Raw genomic sequence first — 20,595 nt, forward strand, 5'->3', positions numbered from 1 at the left:
AGGCTAGGACATGGGCCCGACGGAATCGTCGGGCAGCCCGAGCACCGCGCGACCGACCCGGCACAGCAGGACCCACTGATCGGCCGGTCCGACCGGCAGGTAGCGCCGCAGGGTGTTGACCGCGATCTGCGCCGAACGCACCAGTGCCTGCGCGTCGGCCGCGGTGAGGTCGTCACGAACGGCGGTGAGCAGCACCGCCCACTCGTTGACGTAGTCCTGCTGGGCCCGCCGGATCGGCGCCCGCTCCTCGGGCCGCACGTTGCCGATCTCGGTGAACAGCGGGGACAGCGCGTCGCCCTGGGCGAGGTTGATCCGGACGAACGACGCCAGCGTCCGGTCGAGCGCCGTGGCGGCGTCGTCGGTCCCGGCCAGCACCGCGGCGAGGTCGAAGTAGAGCGCGTCGAGGCAGCGCGTGATGACCTCGACGAGGATCGCCGACTTGCCCGGGAAGTGGTGGTAGAGCGTCGGCCCGGAGATCCCCGCGGCGGCGCCGATGTCGTCCATGCCGACGACCTCGTAGCCCCGCTCGGCGAACAGCCGTACGGCGGCCGCGAGCGCGGCCTCGCGCCGGGACGCCGGCTGGAGCCCGCCCGAGGCGCCGGGAGGCGGTGCCGGCAGCGCCGGCGGCGGGACCACCGGATCGGCCTGCGGCAGCCAGGGCACCTCGGCCACCGCAGCAGCCGCGGCCACCATGAGCTGACCCGCGCGCGGCTCCTCGACGGTCGCCCGTTCGTAGGCCCGCCCGCTGTCGAGGACGGCGTGCACCGCGACCGACAGCGCGACGACGTCCGCCCGGCCCAGGTCGGGCCGAGCCGTGGCGAGCGCGCTGCGCAGCGGCTTGAGCGACGTGCCGTAGCGGGCGGCGAGCTCGTCACGCCGGGCCGGGTCGAGGAAGCGGGCGTTGCGATCCCACAGCGCGTGCGGGCGGCCGGGGCGCAGCAGGTGGTGGGCCGCGTGGTCGAGCAGCGCGGAGAGCTCCGGCGGGGCGTCGTACGCCTCGGCGAGCTGGGCGATCTCGAGCTCGATGGCGGCGACGAGCAGCGCGGCCTTGCCCCCGAAGTGGCGGTAGAGCGCCGAGGCGGTGATGCCGACCTCGGCCGCGATGTCGGCGACGAAGGCGTCGGGATAGCCCCGGCGGGCGAACTGCCGGGCCGCCGCAGCGACGATGAGCTCCTTGCGGTTGCGGGGCCGGCGCTGCGCGCCCGGACCGGGCTCAGCCATCGAGGAAGGCCTGCATCACCGCGCGTCCGTGGTCGATGGCGGCGTCGATGCTCTTGAGGTCGCCGCTGAGCCGCGTCACATCGGGCGATCCGAGCGCGGGCCGCACCTCGACGAGCGTCGGTACGTCGGCCCGGGTCCCCGCCGCGAGCCGCCGGTCGTCGTCGGCATAGGTCCGGTGGCGCCCGACGTGCGCCGCACCCGCGGCCCGCCCGTGCCGCAGGAAGTAGGGCGCGAGCAGCGCCCGCTCGACGCGGGAGGGCGGTACGGCGCACTGGTCGGCGCGCCGGGTCCGCAGGACCAGCACGTGGCTGGCGCCCTGGGCGAGCGCCGTGCGGAAGGGCACGCCCTCGGAGAGACCGCCGTCGACGTAGCGCCGGTCGCCGACCCGGACCGGAGGGCCGGCCAGGAGGGGGATGCACGAGCTCGCCCGCAGCGCAGTCTGGGCGCTGAGCCGGTCGGTGACGTAGGGCGCGAGGTCGGCCGCCACGCCGGTCGCCGCGTCGGTCGCGATCGGGTGGAAGCCGATGGGGTTGGCGATGATCGCGTCGAAGTCCATCGGGGTGATCGACTCGTAGACGTGGTGCACCAGGCGGGCGAGGTCGACAACCGGCCGGCCGCGCAGCATCCGCCGCGGGTCGGTCACCTTGGCCGCCGCGACCTCGGGCCAGGCCCAGCTGCGCAGCCACTTGCGGCCCTCACCGGTGAGCAGCCAGGCACCGTTGAGCGCCCCGCCGGACGTGCCGTAGACGTGGTCGAAGGCGTCGGTCAGGCCGGCCTCGTCGATGGCCAGCGCCATCCCCGCCGAGTACGCCGCCCGGCTGCCGCCGCCCTCGATCGCCAGCGCCACGCGGTGCCCGTCGTCGCGCTGCCCCGGCCGGCTGCCGGTGCGCAGCCGCTCGCGCAGCACCGTGGCCAGCGGCACGATCAGGGTGCTCACGCCGGAAGCTCCCGCACCACACGCGCCGGGTTGCCCACCGCCAGCACGCCCGCAGGCAGGTCGCGGGTGACGACGGAGCCGGCACCGACCACGGTGTTCGGACCGATGGTGACGCCGGGGCAGACGATCACGCCGCCGCCGAGCCAGACGTTGTCGCCGATCTCGATGGGCCGGGCCGACTCCCACTTGTCGCGCCGGGGACCGGCCTCGAGCGGGTGCAGCGGCGTCAGGAGCTGGACGTTCGGGCCGATCTGGACGTCGTCCCCGATCACGATGGGGGCGACGTCGAGCGCCACCAGGCCGAAGTTCACGAACGAGCGCGCCCCGATCGTCACCTGGCTGCCGTAGTCGACGTGGAGCGGCGGCCGGATGCCGGTGTCCTCGCCCACGGCACCGAGCAGCTCGCCGAGGAGCTCGTGGCGCCGGTCGCGCTCGCGGGCCGTCGTCGCGTTGTAGGCCGTCGTGAGGTCCTGGGCCCGGAGGTAGGCCTCGACGAGGTCGGGGTCGTCGGCCAGGTAGAGGTCGCCGGCGAGCATCCGCTCGCGCATGCTGCGGCTGTCGTCGTCCGGGCCGGTCATCGCTCAGTCGTCCTCGTGGTGACGGCGCTCGTCGGCCTCGTCGATCTCACCCTCCAGCGCGGCCCGCGCCTCGGGCTTGCCGTGGAAGCGGCGGAACGAGTAGACGATCAGCGCCAGCGCGATGACGCAGGACAACAGCAGGGTGATGCCCGTCCAGACGCCGCCCGGGAGCCACCAGCGCTCGGCGATCGGCCACCAGTCCGGCGTGTCCGGGTCGAGCAGCCACGCGACACCGAAGGCGCCGATGCCCAGCGCGAAGATCGTCGACATGATCACCCGCGGCCAGGTCTCGACCCCCTCGGCCGCGGCCCGCAGGGCGCGCAGCAGGACGGGGTCGAGCAGCCGCTCGGCCCAGGTGTACTGCTGGGACAGCACGCCCAGACCGGCCGCCATCAGCAGCAGCCCCGGTCCCGGCAGGACGAGCGCCGCGACGCCCGCGACGAGCAGGAGCCAGCCGAGGACCTCGAGGAGCAGGCGCTTGGCCGCCCCCGTCACCGTCCACCACCGAACTTGTCGAGCCAGCTGAGGACGTCCTCGTCGGCGTTGTCGTGGGCGGCGGCGATCCGAGCCCACTTCTGCGCCATCGCGTGGAAGCGCAGGGGGTTGTAGACGTCCTCCTCGCCGGAGAACAGGCCGTCGCCGGCGTAGGTCATGATCGTGATGTTGGGCTCGGTCAGCATCGTGCCGTCGCCCGGGTCGGGCATCGGGTTGAGCACCTCGCAGACGAGGCGGCCGGCGTCGGCGTCGACGACCTGCCAGGAGATCGGGAACTCCGGCATCAACCGCCCGGGGTACGACGTCATGGTGCGCACCGACCACTCGCGGATCTCGTCGCGCCCGGTGAAGGTGCCCATCGCGTGCTCGACGTAGACCGCGTCGGGGGTGAACAGGTCGGCGTAGCCGGTCCAGTCGCCGGACGCGGCGAAGCCCGCGACCTTCTCGTGGAAGGCGGCGTAGGCCTCGGTGATCTCGGCGGCAGACGTCGTCATGACCCCGATCCAACCAGAGGCGCGCAACGGCGCACTACGCTTCGCCTCATGCCGCGTCGGTCCTCCTCTCCCCGGCGCAGCCCCTTCGGCTCGCGGATCCTCGGTCCGCGCGACCAGCAGCCGCGCCGCCTGCGGATCCGCATCCAGGTGCTGCTGACCGTGCTGCTCGTCGGGACCAACCTGATCGGCGCCCTCGTGGTGTTCGTCATCAACACCTGGGCGATCCCCTCACCGGCCCCGAACCGGGAGATGGTCATCGCGCTCGCGATCGCCATCCCGACGTACGTCTTCGTCGCGGCGGCGATCGGCGCGGTCTGGGGGACGACGACCTCGCTGCGCGCGCTGCGGTGGGCCACCCAGCCCGGCGTCGACCCCGACCGGACCCAGCGGGCCCGGGCGCTGCGGGTGCCGCTGACGCTGACCGTCATGCAGCTGACGATGTGGCTGGTCGGCACGGTGCTGTTCACGGTGCTCACGATCATCCTGCAGCCCTCGCGCATCCTCGGCACGGCGCTGACGGTGAGCATCGGCGCGATGGTGGTGGCCGGGATCTCCTACCTGTTCACCGAGTTCTCGCTGCGCCCGATCGCGGCCCGCGCGCTGAGCGACGTGCGGGTGACCCAGCGGATCCGCGGCGTCGGGGTCGGCCCGCGGATGGCGATCTTCTGGACCCTCGGCACCGGCGCCCCGATCGTCGGCCTGCTCATCGCCGCGATCCTGGCGCTCACCCCGAGCGGGAACGACGCCACGCTCGACCAGCTCGCCGTCGTGACCATCATCGTGTGCGTCATCGTGCTGCTGTTCGGCTTCCTGCTCACCGACCTCAACGCGCGGTCCGTCGTCGCTCCCCTGCTGTCGGTGCGCGACGCCATGCGCGCCGTCGAGGCGGGCCACCTCGACACCGACGTCGTCGTGTACGACGGCACCGAGCTCGGCCAGCTCCAGAGCGGCTTCAACGACATGGTCACCGGCCTCCAGGAGCGCGAGCAGATCCGCGACCTGTTCGGCCGCCACGTCGGCCAGGAGGTCGCCGCCGCGGCGGCGGCCCTCGGCGCGGGCGAGATCGAGCTGGGGGGCGAGACCCGCACCTGCTCGGTGCTCTTCGTCGACCTGGTCGGCTCCACGACGTACGCCACCGAGCACGGTCCGACCGAGGTCGTGGCGGTGCTCAACCGGTTCTTCGGCGTGGTGGTCGACGAGGTCGACCGGCACCACGGCCTGGTCAACAAGTTCATCGGCGACGCGGTGCTGGCGGTCTTCGGAGCACCCGTCGAGCACCCCGATCATGCCGCGGCGGCGCTGTCGGCCGCCCGCGCCATGGCGGTCCGGCTGGCGGCCGAGGTGCCCGAGGTGGGCGCCGGCATCGGGATCGCGACCGGCCAGGTCGTCGCCGGCAATGTCGGTCACGAGCAGCGCTTCGAGTACACCGTGATCGGCGACGCCGTGAACTCCGCGGCCCGGCTCACCGACCTCGCCAAGGACGTCCCCGGCGGCGTGCTCGCCGCGTGGGCCTCGGTCGAGGCCGCGGGTCCCGACGAGGCGGCGTACTGGCGCGAGCACGGCGAGGTGACGCTGCGCGGGCGGGCGACGCCCACCCGGCTGGCGGTTCAGGCCAGCGCGTCGAGCGCCTGACCGATCACGACGAGCAGCTTGGCCGGATCCAGGTCCACCTCGGTCGGTACGGCGGTCAGCTGGGCGTCGCGCTGGAGCACGGCCAGCCCGTGCACGGTCGCCCAGCCGATGGTGACGAGCTCCTCCGTCGGCACCGACGCGGCCCAGCCGGTGCCCTGCGCGGCGCCGACGAGGTCGAGCAGCAGCGCCCGGTGGGTCAGCCGGACCGCGCACAGCCCGGCGTCGTCGGCGTGCAGCAGCTCGGGGCGGAACATCACGTCGAACATCGTCGGCTGCCGGTCGGCGAACTCGACGTAGGCGACTCCGGCGGCCGTCACCTGGCGCCCACCGTCGGCCGGGACGCCCGCGACCGCCGTCCGGGTGCGGTCGAGGAGCAGCTCGAAGCCCTCGACCGCCAGCGCCGTGAACAGCCCCGCCCGGTCGTCGAAGTGGTGCGCCGTGGCCTGGTGGGACACCCCGACCCGCCGCGCGATGGCCCGCAGGCTCGCCTTGGCCGGGCCGCAGGCCGCGATCTCCTGCTCCGCCGCGCGGATCAGCCGCTCCCGCAGGTCGGCCTGTCTCATGATCATCCCTCTGCTGCCCGAGTCCGTTGCGGCCACCACAGCCGCTTTCCCAGCAACGTAGCGATCGCGGGCACGAGGAGCGAGCGCACGACGAACGTGTCGAGCAGCAGGCCGACCGCGATGGTGAACCCGACCTGGCCGATCGTGGTCACCCGCCCGGCCATGAGCGCCATCATGCTGACCGCGAAGATCACGCCCGCGGTGGTGATCACGCCGCCCGTGGCGGCCGTCGCCCGCGCGATGCCCGCCGCGGATCCGTCGGGCGCCTCCTCGTGCATGCGCTTGGTCAGCAGCAGGTTGTAGTCGGCGCCGACGGCGACGAGGACGACGAACGCGACCGCGGCGACGGTCCAGTCGAGCTGGATCCCCAGCCCGTACTGCCAGACGAGGACGGAGAGCCCGATCGCGGCGACGTACGACAGGACGACCGTGGCCATGAGCGTGAACGCCGCGACGAGGCTGCGCAGCAGCAGGAGCAGGACGAGGAAGACCGCGATCAGCGCGAAGGTCGCGATGGTGCGCAGGTCCGACATCGAGTAGCGCCGCAGGTCGGCGTTGGTGCTCGGCATGCCGGTCGTCGCGACGTCCGCGCCGGCGAGCCGGGTGCCGTTGAACGACGTGGCGACGATCGTGCGGATCTCGGCCGAGCGGTCCGCGGCCTCGGGGCCGAAGGCGTCGGTCGTGCCGAGCACGGCGATCCGCGCGGTCCGGCCGTCCGGGGAGACGAAGAGCCGGCTGGCCGCCGCGAAGTCCTGCCGCTCCAGGGCGGTCGGCGGCAGGTAGAAGCCGCCACTGGCCGGGTCGTCGGCCTGGCTGCTGGTGGTGCGCAGGTGGCGCGCCGCGGCGGCGAGGCCCTCCTCGAGCTCGGGCAGGGAGGCGGCGACCTGCTGGGTGCCGCCGCGCAGCCGGCCGGTCCCCTCGGCGAGCTGGTCGGCTCCCGTGGACAGCTCGCCCAGGCGGTCGGCGAACGTGCGCTGGCCGGCGGCGAGCTGCGTCGTACCGGTCCGGGCCTGGGCGAGCCCGGAGCGCAGCTGGCGCAGTCCGGCGCGCAGGTCGCCGGTCCCCGAGGCGAGCGTGCGCGCACCGCGGGCGGCCTCGCGCAGCCCCGGCAGGAGCTGGTCGCGCTGGGCCTCCCAGATCTGCTTGATGCCCGTGCGGGCCTTGCGGCAGGCGGGATCGAGGTTGCACGTGAGGCTCTTGGTCGCGAGCGCGTCGTGGACGAGGGCGAGCCCGTCGACCGCGAGCTGCACCTGGTCGGCGGCCGTGGTGAGGCCGTCGGCGAGAGTGGTCGCGCCGGTGCGGAGGTCCCCGGTGCCGGCGACGGCCGCGTCGGCGCCGTCGAGCAGCCTGTCCATGCCGCGCGAGAGGCGCGCGGTCGAGGTCGCGATCCGGTCGGCGCCCGTCACCGCCTGGTCCGCACCCCGGGCGAGCTCGCCCGCGCCGTCGTCGAGGCGTCCGGCGCCGTCGGCCAGCTCGTCCGCTCCGGCCGCGCCCTCGGCGACCTTGGTCGTCGCCTGGTCGAGCCGGTCGCCCACGAGCCCGGACTGGTAGGCGACCGACGCCTCGGTGATCGGCTCGCCCAGCGGGCGGGTGATGCCGCGGACCAGCGCCACGCCGTCGTGCTGGGCGACGGCCGCGGACGCGCGCTCGATGAGCGCGAGGTCGCGGGAGTTGCGCAGGTCGTGGTCGGCCTGGATCACGACGTAGTCCGGGAGCACCTCGTTGACCGGGAAGTGCCGCGCCAGCAGGGCGTAGCCGCGATTGCTCTCGGCGCCGTCGGGCAGCGGGTCGCGGACGTCGTACGAGAGGTCGGTGAGGGGGAAGAGCGCCGCCAGGAGCGCCAGGGGGACCAGCGAGGCGGCGAGCATCCGGCCCGGGCGGGCCGCGACGAGGCCGGCCACGCGCTGCCAGACACCGGCGGCCTTGGACTCACGGGGCTCGGCCCAGCCGCGGCGCCCGGCCAGCGCGAGCAGCGCCGGGGTGAGCGTGAGGCTGACGAACAGGTTGACCGCGATGCTGACCGCGATCGCCGGACCGGTCGTGTTGAAGAAGCCCAGGTCCGCGATCGCCATCGTCATCGCGGCGAGCACGACGGTGATCGCGGAGCCCGCGATCACCGAGCCCACGCGGCTCGCGGCGATCGCGGCGGCCCGGGTCGGCTCGACGCCGAGGCGGCGCTGCTCGTGGTAGCGCGCGACCAGGAACACCGCGTAGTCGGTGCCCGCCCCCAGCACGATCGCGGTCAGGAACGAGCCGCTGAACGTCGAGACCGCGAAGAAGTCCTCCATCCCGCACCACGCCACCACCGCGCGGCCGAGGCCGAGCCCGATCCCGACCACGCCGAGGATGAGCACCGGGATCGCGAACGAGCGGTAGATCAGGAACAGGATGAGCGCGATCAGGCCGATCGTGACGACGGTGATCCGCAGGACGCTGTGCTCGGTCTCGGTGGCCAGGTCGACGACCGTCGCGGTCGGGCCGGTCACCTCGACGGTCAGTCCGTCCGGTGCGTGCTCGCGCGCGATCTCGCGGACCGCGCCGACCTGGCGCAGCGACGCCGGAGCGCCGGTGGCGCCGGTGATCCCGACGAGGAGGTAGCGGGCCTGGCGGTCGGTGCTGGTCAGGGCCTCGCGCAGCTCGGGGCGGCGTACGTCCTGGACGAAGGCGACGTCGTCGGTGTCCTTCTCCAGCTCGGTGACCAGGTCCTCGGCGTACCGGGTGTCGGCCTTGGTCAGCCCCGACGTGCGCTCCATCGCGACGACGATGAAGCTCTCGCTGCGCCCGCTGCCGAAGGCCTCGTCCATCGCGGCGACCGCCTGCATCGACGGCGCGTCCTTGGGCACCATCGGCGAGGAGTCGCGCCCGGCGACCTCCTCGAGCTGGGGGACGGCGGTGTTCATCACGACCGTGACCACCAGCCAGGCGAGCACGACCCACCCGGCTCGTCGTACGGCGAAGCGGGCGTAGCGAGCGACGCGGTCGCCCTCGGGGGGAGCCATGCCCGGAAACTAGAACCGGTTCCTTGCCACTGGCAAGGAACTGTGGCGCGGACCACGCCCTGCGGCTTTCCGGCGGCCGGATGTGGCAGGCTCCCCGCGTGAGCCAGGGAGCGGTGGACCAGGGATTCGAGCCGGACGCGATCGTCGTGGGGTCCGGCCTCGCCGGACTCGTCGCGACGTACGAGGCGACCCGCGCGGGCAAGCGCGTGCTCGTGCTCGACCAGGAGAACCGCGCCAACCTCGGCGGGCAGGCGTTCTGGTCGCTGGGCGGGCTCTTCCTCGTCGACTCCCCCGAGCAGCGGCGGATGGGGATCACGGACTCCTTCGAGCTCGCCTGGCAGGACTGGCAGGGCTCGGCCGGCTTCGACCGGGTCGCCCCCGACGGCGACGGGACGCCGGGCCAGGACCACTGGGCACGCCAGTGGGCCGAGGCGTACGTCCGCTTCGCGGCCACCGAGAAGCGCGACTACCTGCGCGCGCTGGGCCTCAAGGTGCTGCCCTTCGTCGGCTGGGCCGAGCGCGGCCGCGGCGACGCCTCGGGGCACGGCAACTCCGTCCCGCGCTTCCACCTGACCTGGGGCACCGGCCCCGAGGTGGTCCGGGTCTTCCTGGAGCCGGTGCTCGCCGCCGAGGAGGCCGGGCTGGTGCGCTTCGGCTTCCGGCACCGGGTCGACGAGCTGGTCGTCGCCGACGGCGCCGTGGTCGGCGTCCGCGGCGCGGTCCTGGAGCCGTCGACGGCCGAGCGCGGCGTCGCCTCGACCCGCGTCGAGACCGGCACCTTCGAGCTGCGCGCACCGGCGGTCGTCGTCACGACCGGCGGCATCGGCCACAACCACCAGCTGATCCGCGACAACTGGCCCGCCGACCGGCTCGGACCGGCCCCACAGCACATGATCAGCGGCGTGCCGGCGTACGTCGACGGGCGCGGGCTGGGCATCGCCGAGGCCGGCGGCGCGCGGCTGGTCAACTCCGACCGGATGTGGCACTACACCGAGGGCATCCACAACTGGGACCCGATCTGGCCCGACCACGCCATCCGGATCATCCCCGGCCCGTCGGCGCTGTGGTTCGACGCGACCGGCCAGCGGCTGCCCGCCCCCAACTACCCGGGCTTCGACAGCCTCGGCACGCTCGCCACGATCGGCGCCACCGGCTACGACTACACGTGGTTCGTGCTCACCCAGTCGATCATCGAGAAGGAGTTCGCGCTGTCGGGCTCCGAGCAGAACCCCGACATCACCGGCAAGGACATCAAGGTGATGCTCAAGGCCCGGCTCGCCAAGGGCGCCCCGGCCCCGGTCGAGAAGTTCAAGACCGACGGCAAGGACTTCGTCGTCGCCGACACCCTCGAGTCACTCGTCGCGGGGATGAACGCCGTCGTCGCCGCCGATGCGCCGGCCCGCGGCCCCGAGCTGGACGTCGACGTCCTGCGTCGCCAGATCGAGGCGCGCGACGCCGAGCTGGACAACGGCTTCAGCAAGGACTTCCAGCTGATGGCGGTCAACAACGCCCGCCGCTCGCGCACCGACAAGCTGATCCGGGTCGCCAAGCCGCACAAGGTCCTCGACCCCGAGCACGGGCCGCTGATCGCCGTACGGCTCAACATCCTGACCCGCAAGACCCTCGGCGGCATCGCCACCGACCTCTCCTCCCGCGCCATCTCGGCCTCCGGCGCGGTGGTCCCCGGCCTCTACGCCGCCGGCGAGGTCGCCGGCTTCGGCGGCGGCGGCGTCCACGGCTACAACGCCCTCGAGGGCACCTTCCTCGGCGGCTGCATCTTCTCCGGCCGCGCCGCCGGCCGGGCCATCGCCGCCGGCTGACCACCACCGACCGTCCACAACCCCGCCCCACCGGGCCCGTCCTCCACAGCACGCGAATCGTCGATGGCTCCCGGCCTCACACCCTGGCAACCTTCGCCTCACCCGTCGCACACTGAAGAGGTGGATTGGATGAGCGAACCCCAGGTCTGGACCGTGCTCGGCCTGTTCAGCGCGATGATGCTGGGCGGGCTCGGGCTGCTCGCGCGCTCCCTCACCGCCGAGATCCGTGCGCTCGACGCCAAGCACGAGGGGCGCAGCGACCGCCTCGAGGCACAGATCGCTGGCCTCGGCGCCCGGCTGGACACCCGGATCGACGGCCTCGAGCAGCGTCTCGACGCGCGGATCGACAGCCTTGAGCACCGCCTCGACGCCAAGATCGATCACGTTGCCGAGGTCCTGACCCTCCGCATCGATGGTGTCGAGCACCGCCTCGGCGCCGTCGAGCACCGGCTCTGCTCCGTCGAGGACGACCTCAAGATCGTCAAGGGCCACCTGCTGCGGTCCACCGCGGCCTGAGGCGGGGGCAGGCGCCTCAGCGGCGCGGGTCCACCAGGATCTTGGCGTGGCGCTCCGGGTCGCCCAGGTCCTCGAACGCCCCGGCCACGCCGTCGAGCCCGACGACGCCCGTGACGAGCGGCCGTACGTCGACCTTCCCCGAGGCGATCCACTGCAGCGTCTGGTGGAACTCGCTCGGGTCGTAGGCGAAGGCGAAGCGCAGGTCGATCTCCTTGTTGATCGCCATCGAGGGCCGGAAGGAGTCCTCGCCCATGCACACCCCGACGACGACCACGCGCGAGAGCAGCGGCGCCGACGAGACGATGTGCTCGATCATCCCGGGCACGCCGACGCACTCGAAGACGACCGGGCCGCGCGGGGTGGCGCCGACCTTCTCGGCGGCGCGCATGAGGTGCGCCCAGGGCAGGAGGGGGACGGCGCGCAGCTTGTCCATGGCGTCGAGGCCGAGCTCGGCGAGGGCGATCGCCTCGGTGAGGTAGCGCGAGTCGTCGAACGAGGACCACGGTGAGGCGGCCGCCGGGTCGACGACATCGTCGGCGCCCATCTGCTCGGCCAGGGCCCGGCGGCCGGGCGAGAAGTCGCTGGCGATGACGTGCTTGACGCCGGTCGCCTTGAGCATCGCGATGACGGCGAGGCCGATCGGTCCGCAGCCGATGACCACGGCGGTGTCCCGGGCCCCCACCTGCCCCCGGCGTACGGCGTGCAGGGCGACCGCCATCGGCTCGGTCAGTGCCGCCGCGTCGGCGTCGAGCCCGTCGGGCACGCGCATCGTCATCGAGGCGTTGACAAGCACCTGCTCGGCGTAGCCGCCCGAGGCCTGCTCCGAGAGCCCAGTCAGGTGAACGTCGGCGCCGCTGCGCAGCACCGGCAGCGCGACCACGCGCGCGCCGACCGGGAACGGCCGGCGCGTGCGCGGGCCGTAGTCGACGACGGTGCCGACGAACTCGTGGCCCATCACGACGCGGTCGGTCGAGCGCATGAACGCGTCGTACCCGAGGGCCGCGGCGTCGGCGGCGGTCTCGTCGCAGTGGGTCCGGGCGTGGAGGTCGGAGCCGCAGATCCCGCAGCGCTCGACGTCGAGCAGGATCTGGCCCTCGACGGGCGTGAGGTCCGGGAGCTCCTCGACGCTCAGCTGGGCCTGGTGACAGATGACGGCGCGCACGGGGCCATCATGCCGCCTGGCGCCGCGGCGGGTAGTGCGCCAGCGGCCGCTGGCCGGACAGCGCCCCGATCTGCGCCATCAGCAGGTCCGTCGCGGCCCGGACGTCGCCGACCGCGGCCGAGACGTCGACCGGCGCCCCCACGCTCACCGTCACCCGCCCGCGCCGCCACCCCCTCCGGTACGGCGGATCGACCGCCGCCGCGCCGACCAGACCCACCGGCAGCACCACCGCGCCGGGCACCGCCCGCGCGACCCGGACGACGCCCGTGTGCCCGCGGTAGAGCCGCCCGTCGGGCGAGCGAGTGCCCTCCGGGTAGATCGCCCAGACCCCGCCCTCGCGCAGCAGCCGCTCGGCGGCGGCCAACGACGCCGACGCCGCGGTGCCGCCGTCCCGGTCGACGGGGATCTGGTGGGTCACCGTGCACAGCCAGCGATCGAACCGCCCGCGCAGACCGGGCCGACCGCCGGCGTAGTACTCCGCCTTGGCCAGGAACCGCGGCGGGCGCGGCAGCACCAGCGCGAGCACGAGCGAGTCGATCTCGGCCTGGTGGTTGGCCGCGACGATCACCGGCCCCGTGACCGGCACGTGGTGCCGGCCGTGCACCCGGGGCCGGGCGTACCAGCGCACGACCGGACCGAGCAGGACCCACTTGAGCAACCAGAACCACACACGCACCCTCCTGGGGCCGAGATCGACGACGAGTAGACACTGTCTACTAGCAGTCTGCCCCGCCGCCGTAGACACTGTCTAGGTGACCTCCGCCCGCGACCGCCTGATCACCGTCGGCACCGAGCTCCTGGAGGCGCACGGCCACCAGGGCGTCTCGCTGCGCTCGATCGCCGCCGCGGCCGGCGTCTCGCACGGAGCGCCGCGGCGCTACTTCCCGACGTACCAGGCGCTGCTCGCGGCGATCGCCCGCGGCGGCCTGGAGGATCTCGACACCACGATCGCGCCCGCGCTGGCCGACGACGACCTGCGCCGGGCGGCGCGGGCCTACCTCGCCTTCGCCCGGAGCCGACCGGAGATGTTCGACCTGATCACCCGCCACGACCTGCTCGAGGGCGCCGGCGGGCACCTGCGCGAGATCACCGGGCGCTGGTTCGCCGACCTCGGCGCCACCCTCGCCCGCACCACCGGCCGTACGCCCGAGCCCGCCGAGTGCCTCGCCCTCTGGTCGGCGATCCACGGCCTGGCCGCACTCACCAGCCGGCGCGCCACCGAGCCCACCGGCATCGACCCGGAGCGGGCGCTCGACGTCCTGCTCGAAAAGCACAGCACCCCGGTTCTGTAGAACCGGGGTGCTGCGAACAGCCTGTAGAGACCGAGGATCAGGCCTCCAGCGCCTTGGCGACGCGGCGGTGCGCCTCCCAGATCTCCTCGGGGAGACCGTCGAACTGCGCGAGGTGCTTCTCGCGGAAGCCCATCTCCTGCTGCCAGCGCGGGACGTCGATCGTGAGCAGCGTGTCCAGGTCGGCCAGGCTCTGCTCGTCGAGACCCTCGAGGTTGAGCTCCTCGCGCTTCGGCAGGACGCCGACGGCGGTCTGCACGCCCTCGACCTCGCCGTTGAGGAACTCCATCAGCCAGTTGAGCGGCCGCAGGTTCTCGCGGTAGCCCGGCCACAGGAAGCGGCCGTCCTCGCCGCGCTGGAACCAGTTGACGTGGGCGAAGATCGGCTTCGTCGTCGCGCGGCCGATGACCTCGAGCCAGTGCGCAGCGTAGTCGGCCTCGGAGTACGACATGAACGGACGCATCGACATCGGGTCGTAGCGGAGCACGCCCTCGAGGCCGTCGGCCGCCGCGGTGGCCTCGGCACCCAGGGTGAGGCCGTCGTAGACGCCCTCGGCGATGTCGGTGATCGCGCGGATCAGCGGCTCGCGGTCACGGGTACGGCCACCGAAGATGATGCCGTGGATCTCGACACCGGCCGGGTCCTCGAAGTCCTTGGCGACGTTCGGGACGTTGGCCAGGGTCGTGGTGAACCGGCTGTTCGGGTGCGCCCACGGAGCGTCGGCGTCCTCGGGGGCCCGGTCGGCGATGATGTCGCCCTTCCAGTCCTCCCAGCCGTCGAGGTCGGTCGGCTTGTCGCCCTTGCCCTCCCACCAGACCTCCTGGGTCTTGGGGTTGTAGGCGACGTTGGTGAAGATGGCCCCGGTGTTGGGGACGATCGAGTCGATCGCCGTCGGGTTCGTCTTCTCGTTGGTGTCCTTGGCGACACCGAAGACACCGTTCTCCGGGTTCATGCCGTAGAGCTTGCCGTCGTCGCCGACCCAGATCCACGCGATGTCGTCGCCGTAGAACTCGACGTAGTAGCGGTCACCGAGGGCGTCGGGAGCCAGCGTCATCGCGAGGTTCGTCTTGCCCGAGGCCGACGGGAAGCCACCGCAGATGTTGTACTTCTTGCCGGTCTCCTTGTCGGTGATGCCGAGCAGCATGAACTGCTCCACCAGGAAGCCGTTCTTCCAGCCGTCGAAGGAGCCCTGGCGCAGACCGTGGGCGATCTTGCCGAGCAGCGCGTTGCCGCCGTAGGACGAACCGAAGTGCAGGATCGTGCGCTCGTCGGCGACGGTCACGAAGTAGCGCTTGTCGTCGGGCGTGCCCTGGCCGAGGTTCTCCAGGTCGCCGGTCACGTGCACGGCCTTGACGAACGAGTCGCCGAGGTCGTTGATGTACTCCACGCCGACCCGCGCCATGCGGATCATCTGGAGGACGACGTTGCGGTTGTCGGTCAGCTCCACACCGGCGGCGAACTTCTCGACCGGCGAGCCCTTCGGCGACATGAGGTAGGGGATGACGTACATCGTCTTGCCCGCCGAGGCGCCGGTCATCAGCTCGACGAGCTTCGGCTTCATCTCGGCGGCGGGCTTCCAGTTGTTGTAGATGCCCTTGTCGGCCTCGTTGGAGGTCGCGACGATGGTGCGCTCCTCAGCGCGCGCGGTGTCCTTGAAGTAGGAACGCGAGTAGTAGAGACCCTCGCCGGCCGGCAGGAGCTCGCCCGCCTCCAGGGACTCCTGGACCAGCCGCGCGTCGTCGGCCGCGGACACGACCTCGATGCGCTCTGCTCCGGTGATGTTGGCCCAGTGTGCGACGTACTCACGAACGTGGGGGTTGGTAAGACCCGCCTCGTCGAGCGTCCGCTCCACATCAACCATTTGCTTCGCCAGCCTTTCGGTCCTTGACAAGGTGTGGGCACGCTACCCCACAGCCCACCCGGGTTTTTCCGGGGTTCGAATCGTGCGATCCGTGGACACCGTCGTCCGCGTGACAGTCACCATGACACCCGTTTTGCGCTGACGCACATCGGCGGGAACCCCGTTTTCCACAGCGCGCAGACGGCGCTGATCCTTGGATCGTGCCAATCCCCGGCCCTGCTGGGGATTGGCGTGCGCGACCTCCGACCACGTAGAGTCGGCCCCGAAGGGGAGTAGTCCTCAACAGACGTGTCGACACACTGGCCTCCGGGCCCGGCACGTCAGGCCACCTCGGTGGCGGACGAGACCTTCGACCAGTTGCACGACCGACGAAACCGTCTGACGTGCCGGTCGAAGGCACGTCCACTCGCAGCGCGGACACCCTCCGGTCGGCACCGGAGAGGATCCCCACCGATGTACGCCTTCCTGCTCAGTACCGCCGTCATCTTCATCGCCGAGCTCGGCGACAAGAGCCAGCTGATGGCGATGACCTTCGCGACCCGCTACCGCGCCCGCGACGTCCTGATCGGCCTGACCGCCGCCACCGCCGTCGTGCACCTGGCCTCGGTCGGCATCGGCTACCTGATCGGCGACGCCTTCGCCGACTACCAGGGCGCGATCGAGGTCGGCGCCGGTATCGCCTTCCTCGGCTTCGCCGCCTGGACGCTGCGCGGCGACGAGCTCACCGAGGAGGACACCGCCAAGGCCAAGGCCGCCACCGGCCGCGCGATCCTCGTGGTCGCCGTCTTCTTCTTCCTCGCCGAGCTCGGCGACAAGACGATGCTCGCCACCATCACGCTCGCCACCCAGGAGGGCTGGTTCGGCACCTGGCTCGGCTCCACCGTCGGCATGGTCGCCGCGGACGCCCTCGCCATCGCCCTCGGCGCGATCGTCGGACGCCAGCTGCCCGAGAAGGTCATCAAGTACGGCGCCTCCGCGCTCTTCGCGATCTTCGGCCTGGTGCTCATCGCCGGCGGGGCCGGGATGTTCTGATGGAGGCCTGATGAGCCACCCCTCACCGCTCCCACCACCCGGCCCACCGCCGTCCCGCCGTCGTGCCGGGACGGCGGTCGGACTGACCCTGCTGGCGGTGACGGTGGTCGTCGGGATCGGGGTCGGCGCCTTCGTCGTCGCGGACCGCGCACTCGACGACGAGCCGGCCGCGCGCCCCACCACCGGCCGGACGAGCACCCCGCCGACCAGCCCGACCACCCCCAGCACGCCGAGCACCCCGACGGCCCCGAGCACGGGCCTCACCGCGCCGTACTCCCCCACGGACGACACCGGCGACGACGTGCACGGCGACGTCGAGGTCGCCGACTTCCCCGGCGACTGGGACTTCCGGCTCGGCGACGTCGAGCACCACGCCCGCCTGGTGCGCTCCGTCGACCACCGCACGTGCGGTCCCGTCGAGAAGGACGTCGTCCTGACCCGGCAGCGCTGCGAGCACGTGGCCCAGTGGGTCTACACCGGGCTGGGCGGCAAGGTCCGGCTGACCCAGCTCTTCCTCGTCTTCGACACCGAGCGCCACGCCAAGGCCGCGCAGGCCGCGCTCGAGGAGTCCGACCTCGCGCTTCCGGCCGGGAGCACCTTCGCGCCGGCCGTGCAGGGACGGTGGCGCTCCAGCGTCTACGGCAACATCATCAGCGTCACCGTCGGGACCTCCCGGGTGCAGGTCGACGAGCAGCGGCTGAGCTCGACGGTCAACTACATGAACACCGACTTCCGGACGGCGCTGCTCTTCTCCTTCTGATCCCTGTGATCGGCGCGCCGGGCGCGCGCGGTACCCCGACCCAAAGTCGTTGAAACTTTTACGCCAGATCTGGTGACAACGCCGCGACGGTCTGGCATGCTTCTCAGTGCCGCCGCAGGTGACCCGAGACGCCTGCGGCGGCTTCCATTTTTCTGGCGCCCTACCCCTTCCGGTACGCCGGCGCCCGTCGACTCGGCACCGGCTCACCGCTGCCGAGCAGCGGCAGCACCCGCGGTGGCACCAGCACCGAGAGCACCATCACGCTCGTCGAGCGGACCACCGAGGACGACTGGTCGATCCGCACGAGCGTCGCCTGGAGCTCGGGGTGCGAGCGGGTCGCGACCCGGCACAGGACGTCGTACGAGCCGGTGGTCACGTAGGCCTCCAGCACCTGCGGGATCGCCGCGAGATCGCGCGAGACCTCATCGAGCGCGCCCTGGGAGATCTCCAGGGTCACGTAGGCCTGCACCTCGAAGCCGGCCGCGGCGACGTCGAGCGTGGGGTCCCAGTCGGCGATGACGCCGGCCTCGCTCATCCGGCGCAGCCGGCTCTGCACGGTGGCGCGGGCGACGTTGGTCTGCCGGGAGAGCTCGAGGTCGCCGGCGCGCGGGTGCTCGGTGAGCGCGGTGAGCAGGGCCAGGTCGATCGCGTCCAGGATGAGCATGGCCCCAAACTAGCCAGATCGGCTACCTCAGGCCAGGCAGGGTCAGCAGAACTGGCCGTCTTGCCTATCTCCACATAGGCAGGTTGTGAGGCCCGGGCCGACCTGTTGTGCTGCTCACATGTCCCTCCACGACACCCTGACCAGTGAGGAGCAGCTCGCCGAGCTGGACCTCGACACGTTGAAGCAGCTCGTCGGCCTCGTCGAGTACGACGACCGCGAGGACCCGTTCCCGGTGACCGGCTGGGACGCCGCCGTCTGGGCGGTCGGCAACGCCACCCAGACCGCGCACTTCTTCACCTCCGCGTTCGGCATGGAGCTGGTCGCCTACGCCGGCCCCGAGACCGGCAACCGCGACCACGTCGCGTACGTCCTCAAGAGCGGCGCGGTCCGCTTCGTGATCAAGGGTGGCGTCGACCCGAACAGCACCCTGCTCGACCACCACCGCAAGCACGGCGACGGCATCGTCGACATCGCGCTCGAGGTGCCCGACGTCGACAAGTGCATCGCCCATGCCCGCTCCGTCGGCGCCACCGTCCTGGAGGAGCCGCACGACCTCAGCGACGAGCACGGCACCGTCCGGATCGGCGCGATCGCGACCTACGGCGACACCCGGCACACGCTCGTCGACCGCAGCCGGTACGACGGCCCGTACCTGCCCGGCTACGTCGCGCGGACGTCGTCCTTCCAGAAGCGTGAGGGCGCGCCGAAGCGGCTGTTCCAGGCGCTCGACCACATCGTCGGCAACGTCGAGCTCGGCCGGATGGACGACTGGGTCGAGTTCTACCGCAAGGTCATGGGCTTCACGAACATGGCCGAGTTCATCGGCGACGACATCGCCACCGACTACTCCGCGCTCATGTCCAAGGTCGTCGCCAACGGCAACCACCGGGTGAAGTTCCCCCTCAACGAGCCCGCGGTCGCGAAGAAGAAGTCGCAGATCGACGAGTACCTGGAGTTCTACGACGGCCCCGGCGCCCAGCACCTCGCGCTCGCCACCAACGACATCCTCAGCACCGTCGACGCCCTGCGCGCCGAGGGCATCGAGTTCCTCAACACGCCGGACTCCTACTACGAGGACCCCGAGCTGCGCGCCCGGATCGGCGAGGTCCGGGTGCCGGTCGAGGAGCTGCAGAAGCGCGGCATCCTCGTCGACCGCGACGAGGACGGCTACCTGCTCCAGATCTTCACCAAGCCGCTGGGCGACCGGCCGACGGTCTTCTTCGAGCTCATCGAGCGGCACGGCTCGCTGGGCTTCGGCAAGGGCAACTTCAAGGCGCTGTTCGAGGCGATCGAGCGCGAGCAGGAACGACGGGGGAACTTCTGATGACGACCGACCCGACCACGATGCACGCGCTCCTGGGCCGCTTCGAGGCCAAGGCGCCCGAGATCGTCTTCGAGTGGCACGACGCCGAGACCGAGGCCCGGGGCTGGGTGGTCATCAACTCCCTGCGCGGCGGCGCGGCCGGCGGCGGCACCCGGATGCGCGCCGGCCTCGACCGGGCCGAGGTCGAGGCGCTGGCCAAGACGATGGAGGTCAAGTTCACCGTCTCGGGCCCAGCCATCGGCGGCGCCAAGTCGGGCATCGACTTCGACCCGGCCGACCCGCGCCGCGAGGGCGTGCTGGCCCGCTGGTTCAAGGCGGTCTCCCCCCTGCTCAAGACGTACTACGGCACCGGCGGCGACCTCAACGTCGACGAGCTCCACGACGTCATTCCGCTGACCGAGCGCTACGGCCTGTGGCACCCGCAGCAGGGCATCGTCAGCGGCCACTTCGCCGCCGACGAGCGCGAGCTCGTCCAGCGCGTCGGCATGCTGCGCCTCGGCGTCTCCAAGGTCGTCGAGGACCCGCGCTACACGCCCGAGCGCGAGCGCAAGTACACGATCGCGGACCTGGTCACCGGCTGGGGCGTGGCCGAGTCGGTCGTGCACTACTACGGGACCTACGGCGGCGCGGTCGCCGGCAAGCGCGTGATCGTCCAGGGCTGGGGCAATGTCGGGTCCGCGGCGGCGTACTACCTGGCCCAGGCGGGTGCCTCGGTCGTCGGCATCATCGACCGCGACGGCGGCCTGATGGACCCCGACGGGTTCACCCCCGACGAGGTCCACGCGCTGTTCGTCGGCAAGCAGGGCAACGCGCTGCGCGCCGACGGCCTGATCCCCCACGACCAGCTCGACGACGCGATCTGGGACATGGGCGCCGAGATCTTCCTGCCCTGCGCGGCCTCGCGACTGGTCACCGTCGAGCACGTGAAGCGGCTCGTGTCGGGCGGCCTGGAGGTCATCTCGGCCGGCGCCAACGTGCCGTTCGCCGACCCGGAGATCTTCTACGGGCCGACCTACGAGTTCGCCGACCAGCACGTCGCGGTGATCCCCGACTTCATCGCCAACTGCGGCATGGCGCGCACGTTCACGCTCCTCATGGAGGGCATCGACGAGGTCTCCGACGAGGTCATCCTCGGCGACGTCTCGCGCACCATCCGCACCGCGATCGAGAAGTGCCACGCGCGCTCGCCGCACCCGACCTCGGTGGCGGCGACGGCGTTCGAGATCGCGCTCGACGAGCTGGTCTGAG

The 20,595-nt window shown here is 72.2% G+C and carries 19 protein-coding genes; 8 read left to right on the forward strand and 11 right to left on the reverse strand.

Translation table 11 applies throughout. From position 1 onward, the window contains the following. Positions 1–3: 3 nt before the first annotated feature. The 5 genes from CCO04_RS08975 to CCO04_RS08995 are packed head-to-tail and all read right to left on the reverse strand — an operon-like array spanning position 4 to position 3,725. Positions 4–1,221, reverse strand: a complete 1,218-nt coding sequence (locus CCO04_RS08975; RefSeq protein WP_215813731.1) for a TetR/AcrR family transcriptional regulator — start codon at positions 1,219–1,221, stop codon at positions 4–6. Further along, the gene (locus CCO04_RS08980; RefSeq protein ID WP_308281166.1) at positions 1,214–2,158 is read right to left on the reverse strand and encodes a patatin-like phospholipase family protein; all 945 of its coding nucleotides are present in this window, start codon (positions 2,156–2,158) and stop codon (positions 1,214–1,216) included. Before CCO04_RS08980 ends, CCO04_RS08975 begins: the two co-directional genes overlap by 8 nt. Then, the gene (locus CCO04_RS08985; protein WP_215813732.1) at positions 2,155–2,736 is read right to left on the reverse strand and encodes a sugar O-acetyltransferase; all 582 of its coding nucleotides are present in this window, start codon (positions 2,734–2,736) and stop codon (positions 2,155–2,157) included. Before CCO04_RS08985 ends, CCO04_RS08980 begins: the two co-directional genes overlap by 4 nt. A 3-nt stretch (positions 2,737–2,739) precedes the next feature. After that, on the reverse strand, positions 2,740–3,231 hold the full coding sequence (locus CCO04_RS08990; protein WP_215813733.1) for a PGPGW domain-containing protein: 492 nt from the start codon (positions 3,229–3,231) through the stop codon (positions 2,740–2,742). After that, entirely contained in the window at positions 3,228–3,725 is a 498-nt protein-coding gene (locus tag CCO04_RS08995) for a nuclear transport factor 2 family protein (RefSeq protein WP_215813734.1), read from the reverse strand. Before CCO04_RS08995 ends, CCO04_RS08990 begins: the two co-directional genes overlap by 4 nt. A gap of 48 nt (positions 3,726–3,773) precedes the next feature. Here CCO04_RS08995 and CCO04_RS09000 point away from each other — a divergent pair, with 48 nt between their 5' ends. Next, the gene (locus tag CCO04_RS09000; RefSeq protein WP_215813735.1) at positions 3,774–5,357 is read left to right on the forward strand and encodes an adenylate/guanylate cyclase domain-containing protein; all 1,584 of its coding nucleotides are present in this window, start codon (positions 3,774–3,776) and stop codon (positions 5,355–5,357) included. Here CCO04_RS09000 and CCO04_RS09005 read toward each other — a convergent pair. Then, positions 5,333–5,920: a TetR/AcrR family transcriptional regulator gene (locus tag CCO04_RS09005; RefSeq protein ID WP_215813736.1), complete on the reverse strand. Its 588-nt coding sequence runs from the start codon at positions 5,918–5,920 to the stop codon at positions 5,333–5,335. The two genes, CCO04_RS09000 and CCO04_RS09005, sit on opposite strands and share 25 nt — an antisense overlap. Before the next feature lie 2 nt (positions 5,921–5,922). Then, positions 5,923–8,919, reverse strand: a complete 2,997-nt coding sequence (locus CCO04_RS09010) for an MMPL family transporter (RefSeq protein WP_215813737.1) — start codon at positions 8,917–8,919, stop codon at positions 5,923–5,925. A gap of 98 nt (positions 8,920–9,017) precedes the next feature. Here CCO04_RS09010 and CCO04_RS09015 point away from each other — a divergent pair, with 98 nt between their 5' ends. After that, complete coding sequence (locus CCO04_RS09015; protein WP_308281167.1) at positions 9,018–10,739, forward strand: FAD-binding dehydrogenase; 1,722 nt, start codon at positions 9,018–9,020, stop codon at positions 10,737–10,739. 129 nt (positions 10,740–10,868) lie between these two features. After that, positions 10,869–11,255: a hypothetical protein gene (locus tag CCO04_RS09020; protein ID WP_215813739.1), complete on the forward strand. Its 387-nt coding sequence runs from the start codon at positions 10,869–10,871 to the stop codon at positions 11,253–11,255. Positions 11,256–11,271: 16 nt separating this feature from the next. On the opposite strand, the gene CCO04_RS09025 is transcribed toward CCO04_RS09020, so the two are convergent. Then, complete coding sequence (locus tag CCO04_RS09025; RefSeq protein ID WP_215813740.1) at positions 11,272–12,417, reverse strand: zinc-binding dehydrogenase; 1,146 nt, start codon at positions 12,415–12,417, stop codon at positions 11,272–11,274. Between the two features lie 7 nt (positions 12,418–12,424). Further along, positions 12,425–13,087 (reverse strand): 1-acyl-sn-glycerol-3-phosphate acyltransferase, encoded by a 663-nt coding sequence (locus tag CCO04_RS09030; RefSeq protein WP_215813741.1) that lies wholly within the window; start codon positions 13,085–13,087, stop codon positions 12,425–12,427. Between the two features lie 82 nt (positions 13,088–13,169). On the opposite strand from CCO04_RS09030, the gene CCO04_RS09035 reads away from it, so the two are divergent. Continuing rightward, the gene (locus CCO04_RS09035; RefSeq protein WP_215813742.1) at positions 13,170–13,709 is read left to right on the forward strand and encodes a TetR/AcrR family transcriptional regulator; all 540 of its coding nucleotides are present in this window, start codon (positions 13,170–13,172) and stop codon (positions 13,707–13,709) included. Positions 13,710–13,746: 37 nt separating this feature from the next. Here CCO04_RS09035 and CCO04_RS09040 read toward each other — a convergent pair whose 3' ends face one another. Further along, a complete protein-coding gene (locus CCO04_RS09040) occupies positions 13,747–15,567 on the reverse strand; it encodes a phosphoenolpyruvate carboxykinase (GTP) (protein ID WP_215813743.1) in 1,821 nt (606 codons plus the stop codon). 453 nt (positions 15,568–16,020) lie between these two features. On the opposite strand from CCO04_RS09040, the gene CCO04_RS09045 reads away from it, so the two are divergent. Both CCO04_RS09045 and CCO04_RS09050 read left to right on the forward strand, forming a co-directional pair. Further along, on the forward strand, positions 16,021–16,599 hold the full coding sequence (locus CCO04_RS09045) for a TMEM165/GDT1 family protein (protein WP_215813744.1): 579 nt from the start codon (positions 16,021–16,023) through the stop codon (positions 16,597–16,599). A 10-nt stretch (positions 16,600–16,609) separates the two neighbouring features. Then, on the forward strand, positions 16,610–17,359 hold the full coding sequence (locus CCO04_RS09050) for a hypothetical protein (protein ID WP_215813745.1): 750 nt from the start codon (positions 16,610–16,612) through the stop codon (positions 17,357–17,359). A gap of 160 nt (positions 17,360–17,519) precedes the next feature. On the opposite strand, the gene CCO04_RS09055 is transcribed toward CCO04_RS09050, so the two are convergent. Continuing rightward, a complete protein-coding gene (locus tag CCO04_RS09055; RefSeq protein ID WP_215813746.1) occupies positions 17,520–18,023 on the reverse strand; it encodes an Lrp/AsnC family transcriptional regulator in 504 nt (167 codons plus the stop codon). A gap of 118 nt (positions 18,024–18,141) precedes the next feature. Between CCO04_RS09055 and hppD the strand changes: the two genes are divergently transcribed. After that, on the forward strand, positions 18,142–19,347 hold the full coding sequence (gene hppD / locus CCO04_RS09060; protein ID WP_215813747.1) for a 4-hydroxyphenylpyruvate dioxygenase: 1,206 nt from the start codon (positions 18,142–18,144) through the stop codon (positions 19,345–19,347). Further along, a complete protein-coding gene (locus CCO04_RS09065) occupies positions 19,347–20,594 on the forward strand; it encodes a Glu/Leu/Phe/Val dehydrogenase dimerization domain-containing protein (RefSeq protein ID WP_215813748.1) in 1,248 nt (415 codons plus the stop codon). The genes hppD and CCO04_RS09065 overlap by 1 nt, the downstream gene beginning before the upstream one ends. Position 20,595 lies beyond the last annotated feature (1 nt).

The organism is Pimelobacter sp. 30-1, assembly GCF_018831735.1.
Lineage (GTDB): Bacteria > Actinomycetota > Actinomycetes > Propionibacteriales > Nocardioidaceae > Nocardioides.

Excerpts from the sequence above, each read along its gene's own strand:
- CCO04_RS09000 (WP_215813735.1), top strand. The coding sequence starts at position 3,774 with ATGCCGCGTCGGTCCTCCTCTCCCCGGCGCAGCCCCTTCGGCTCGCGG.
- hppD (WP_215813747.1), top strand. The coding sequence starts at position 18,142 with ATGTCCCTCCACGACACCCTGACCAGTGAGGAGCAGCTCGCCGAGCTG.
- CCO04_RS09050 (WP_215813745.1), top strand. The coding sequence starts at position 16,610 with ATGAGCCACCCCTCACCGCTCCCACCACCCGGCCCACCGCCGTCCCGC.
- CCO04_RS09045 (WP_215813744.1), top strand. The coding sequence starts at position 16,021 with ATGTACGCCTTCCTGCTCAGTACCGCCGTCATCTTCATCGCCGAGCTC.
- CCO04_RS08975 (WP_215813731.1), bottom strand. The coding sequence starts at position 1,221 with ATGGCTGAGCCCGGTCCGGGCGCGCAGCGCCGGCCCCGCAACCGCAAG.
- CCO04_RS09055 (WP_215813746.1), bottom strand. The coding sequence starts at position 18,023 with ATGCTCATCCTGGACGCGATCGACCTGGCCCTGCTCACCGCGCTCACC.
- CCO04_RS09020 (WP_215813739.1), top strand. The coding sequence starts at position 10,869 with ATGAGCGAACCCCAGGTCTGGACCGTGCTCGGCCTGTTCAGCGCGATG.
- CCO04_RS09040 (WP_215813743.1), bottom strand. The coding sequence starts at position 15,567 with ATGGTTGATGTGGAGCGGACGCTCGACGAGGCGGGTCTTACCAACCCC.
- CCO04_RS08985 (WP_215813732.1), bottom strand. The coding sequence starts at position 2,736 with ATGACCGGCCCGGACGACGACAGCCGCAGCATGCGCGAGCGGATGCTC.
- CCO04_RS09010 (WP_215813737.1), bottom strand. The coding sequence starts at position 8,919 with ATGGCTCCCCCCGAGGGCGACCGCGTCGCTCGCTACGCCCGCTTCGCC.
- CCO04_RS08995 (WP_215813734.1), bottom strand. The coding sequence starts at position 3,725 with ATGACGACGTCTGCCGCCGAGATCACCGAGGCCTACGCCGCCTTCCAC.
- CCO04_RS09065 (WP_215813748.1), top strand. The coding sequence starts at position 19,347 with ATGACGACCGACCCGACCACGATGCACGCGCTCCTGGGCCGCTTCGAG.
- CCO04_RS09005 (WP_215813736.1), bottom strand. The coding sequence starts at position 5,920 with ATGAGACAGGCCGACCTGCGGGAGCGGCTGATCCGCGCGGCGGAGCAG.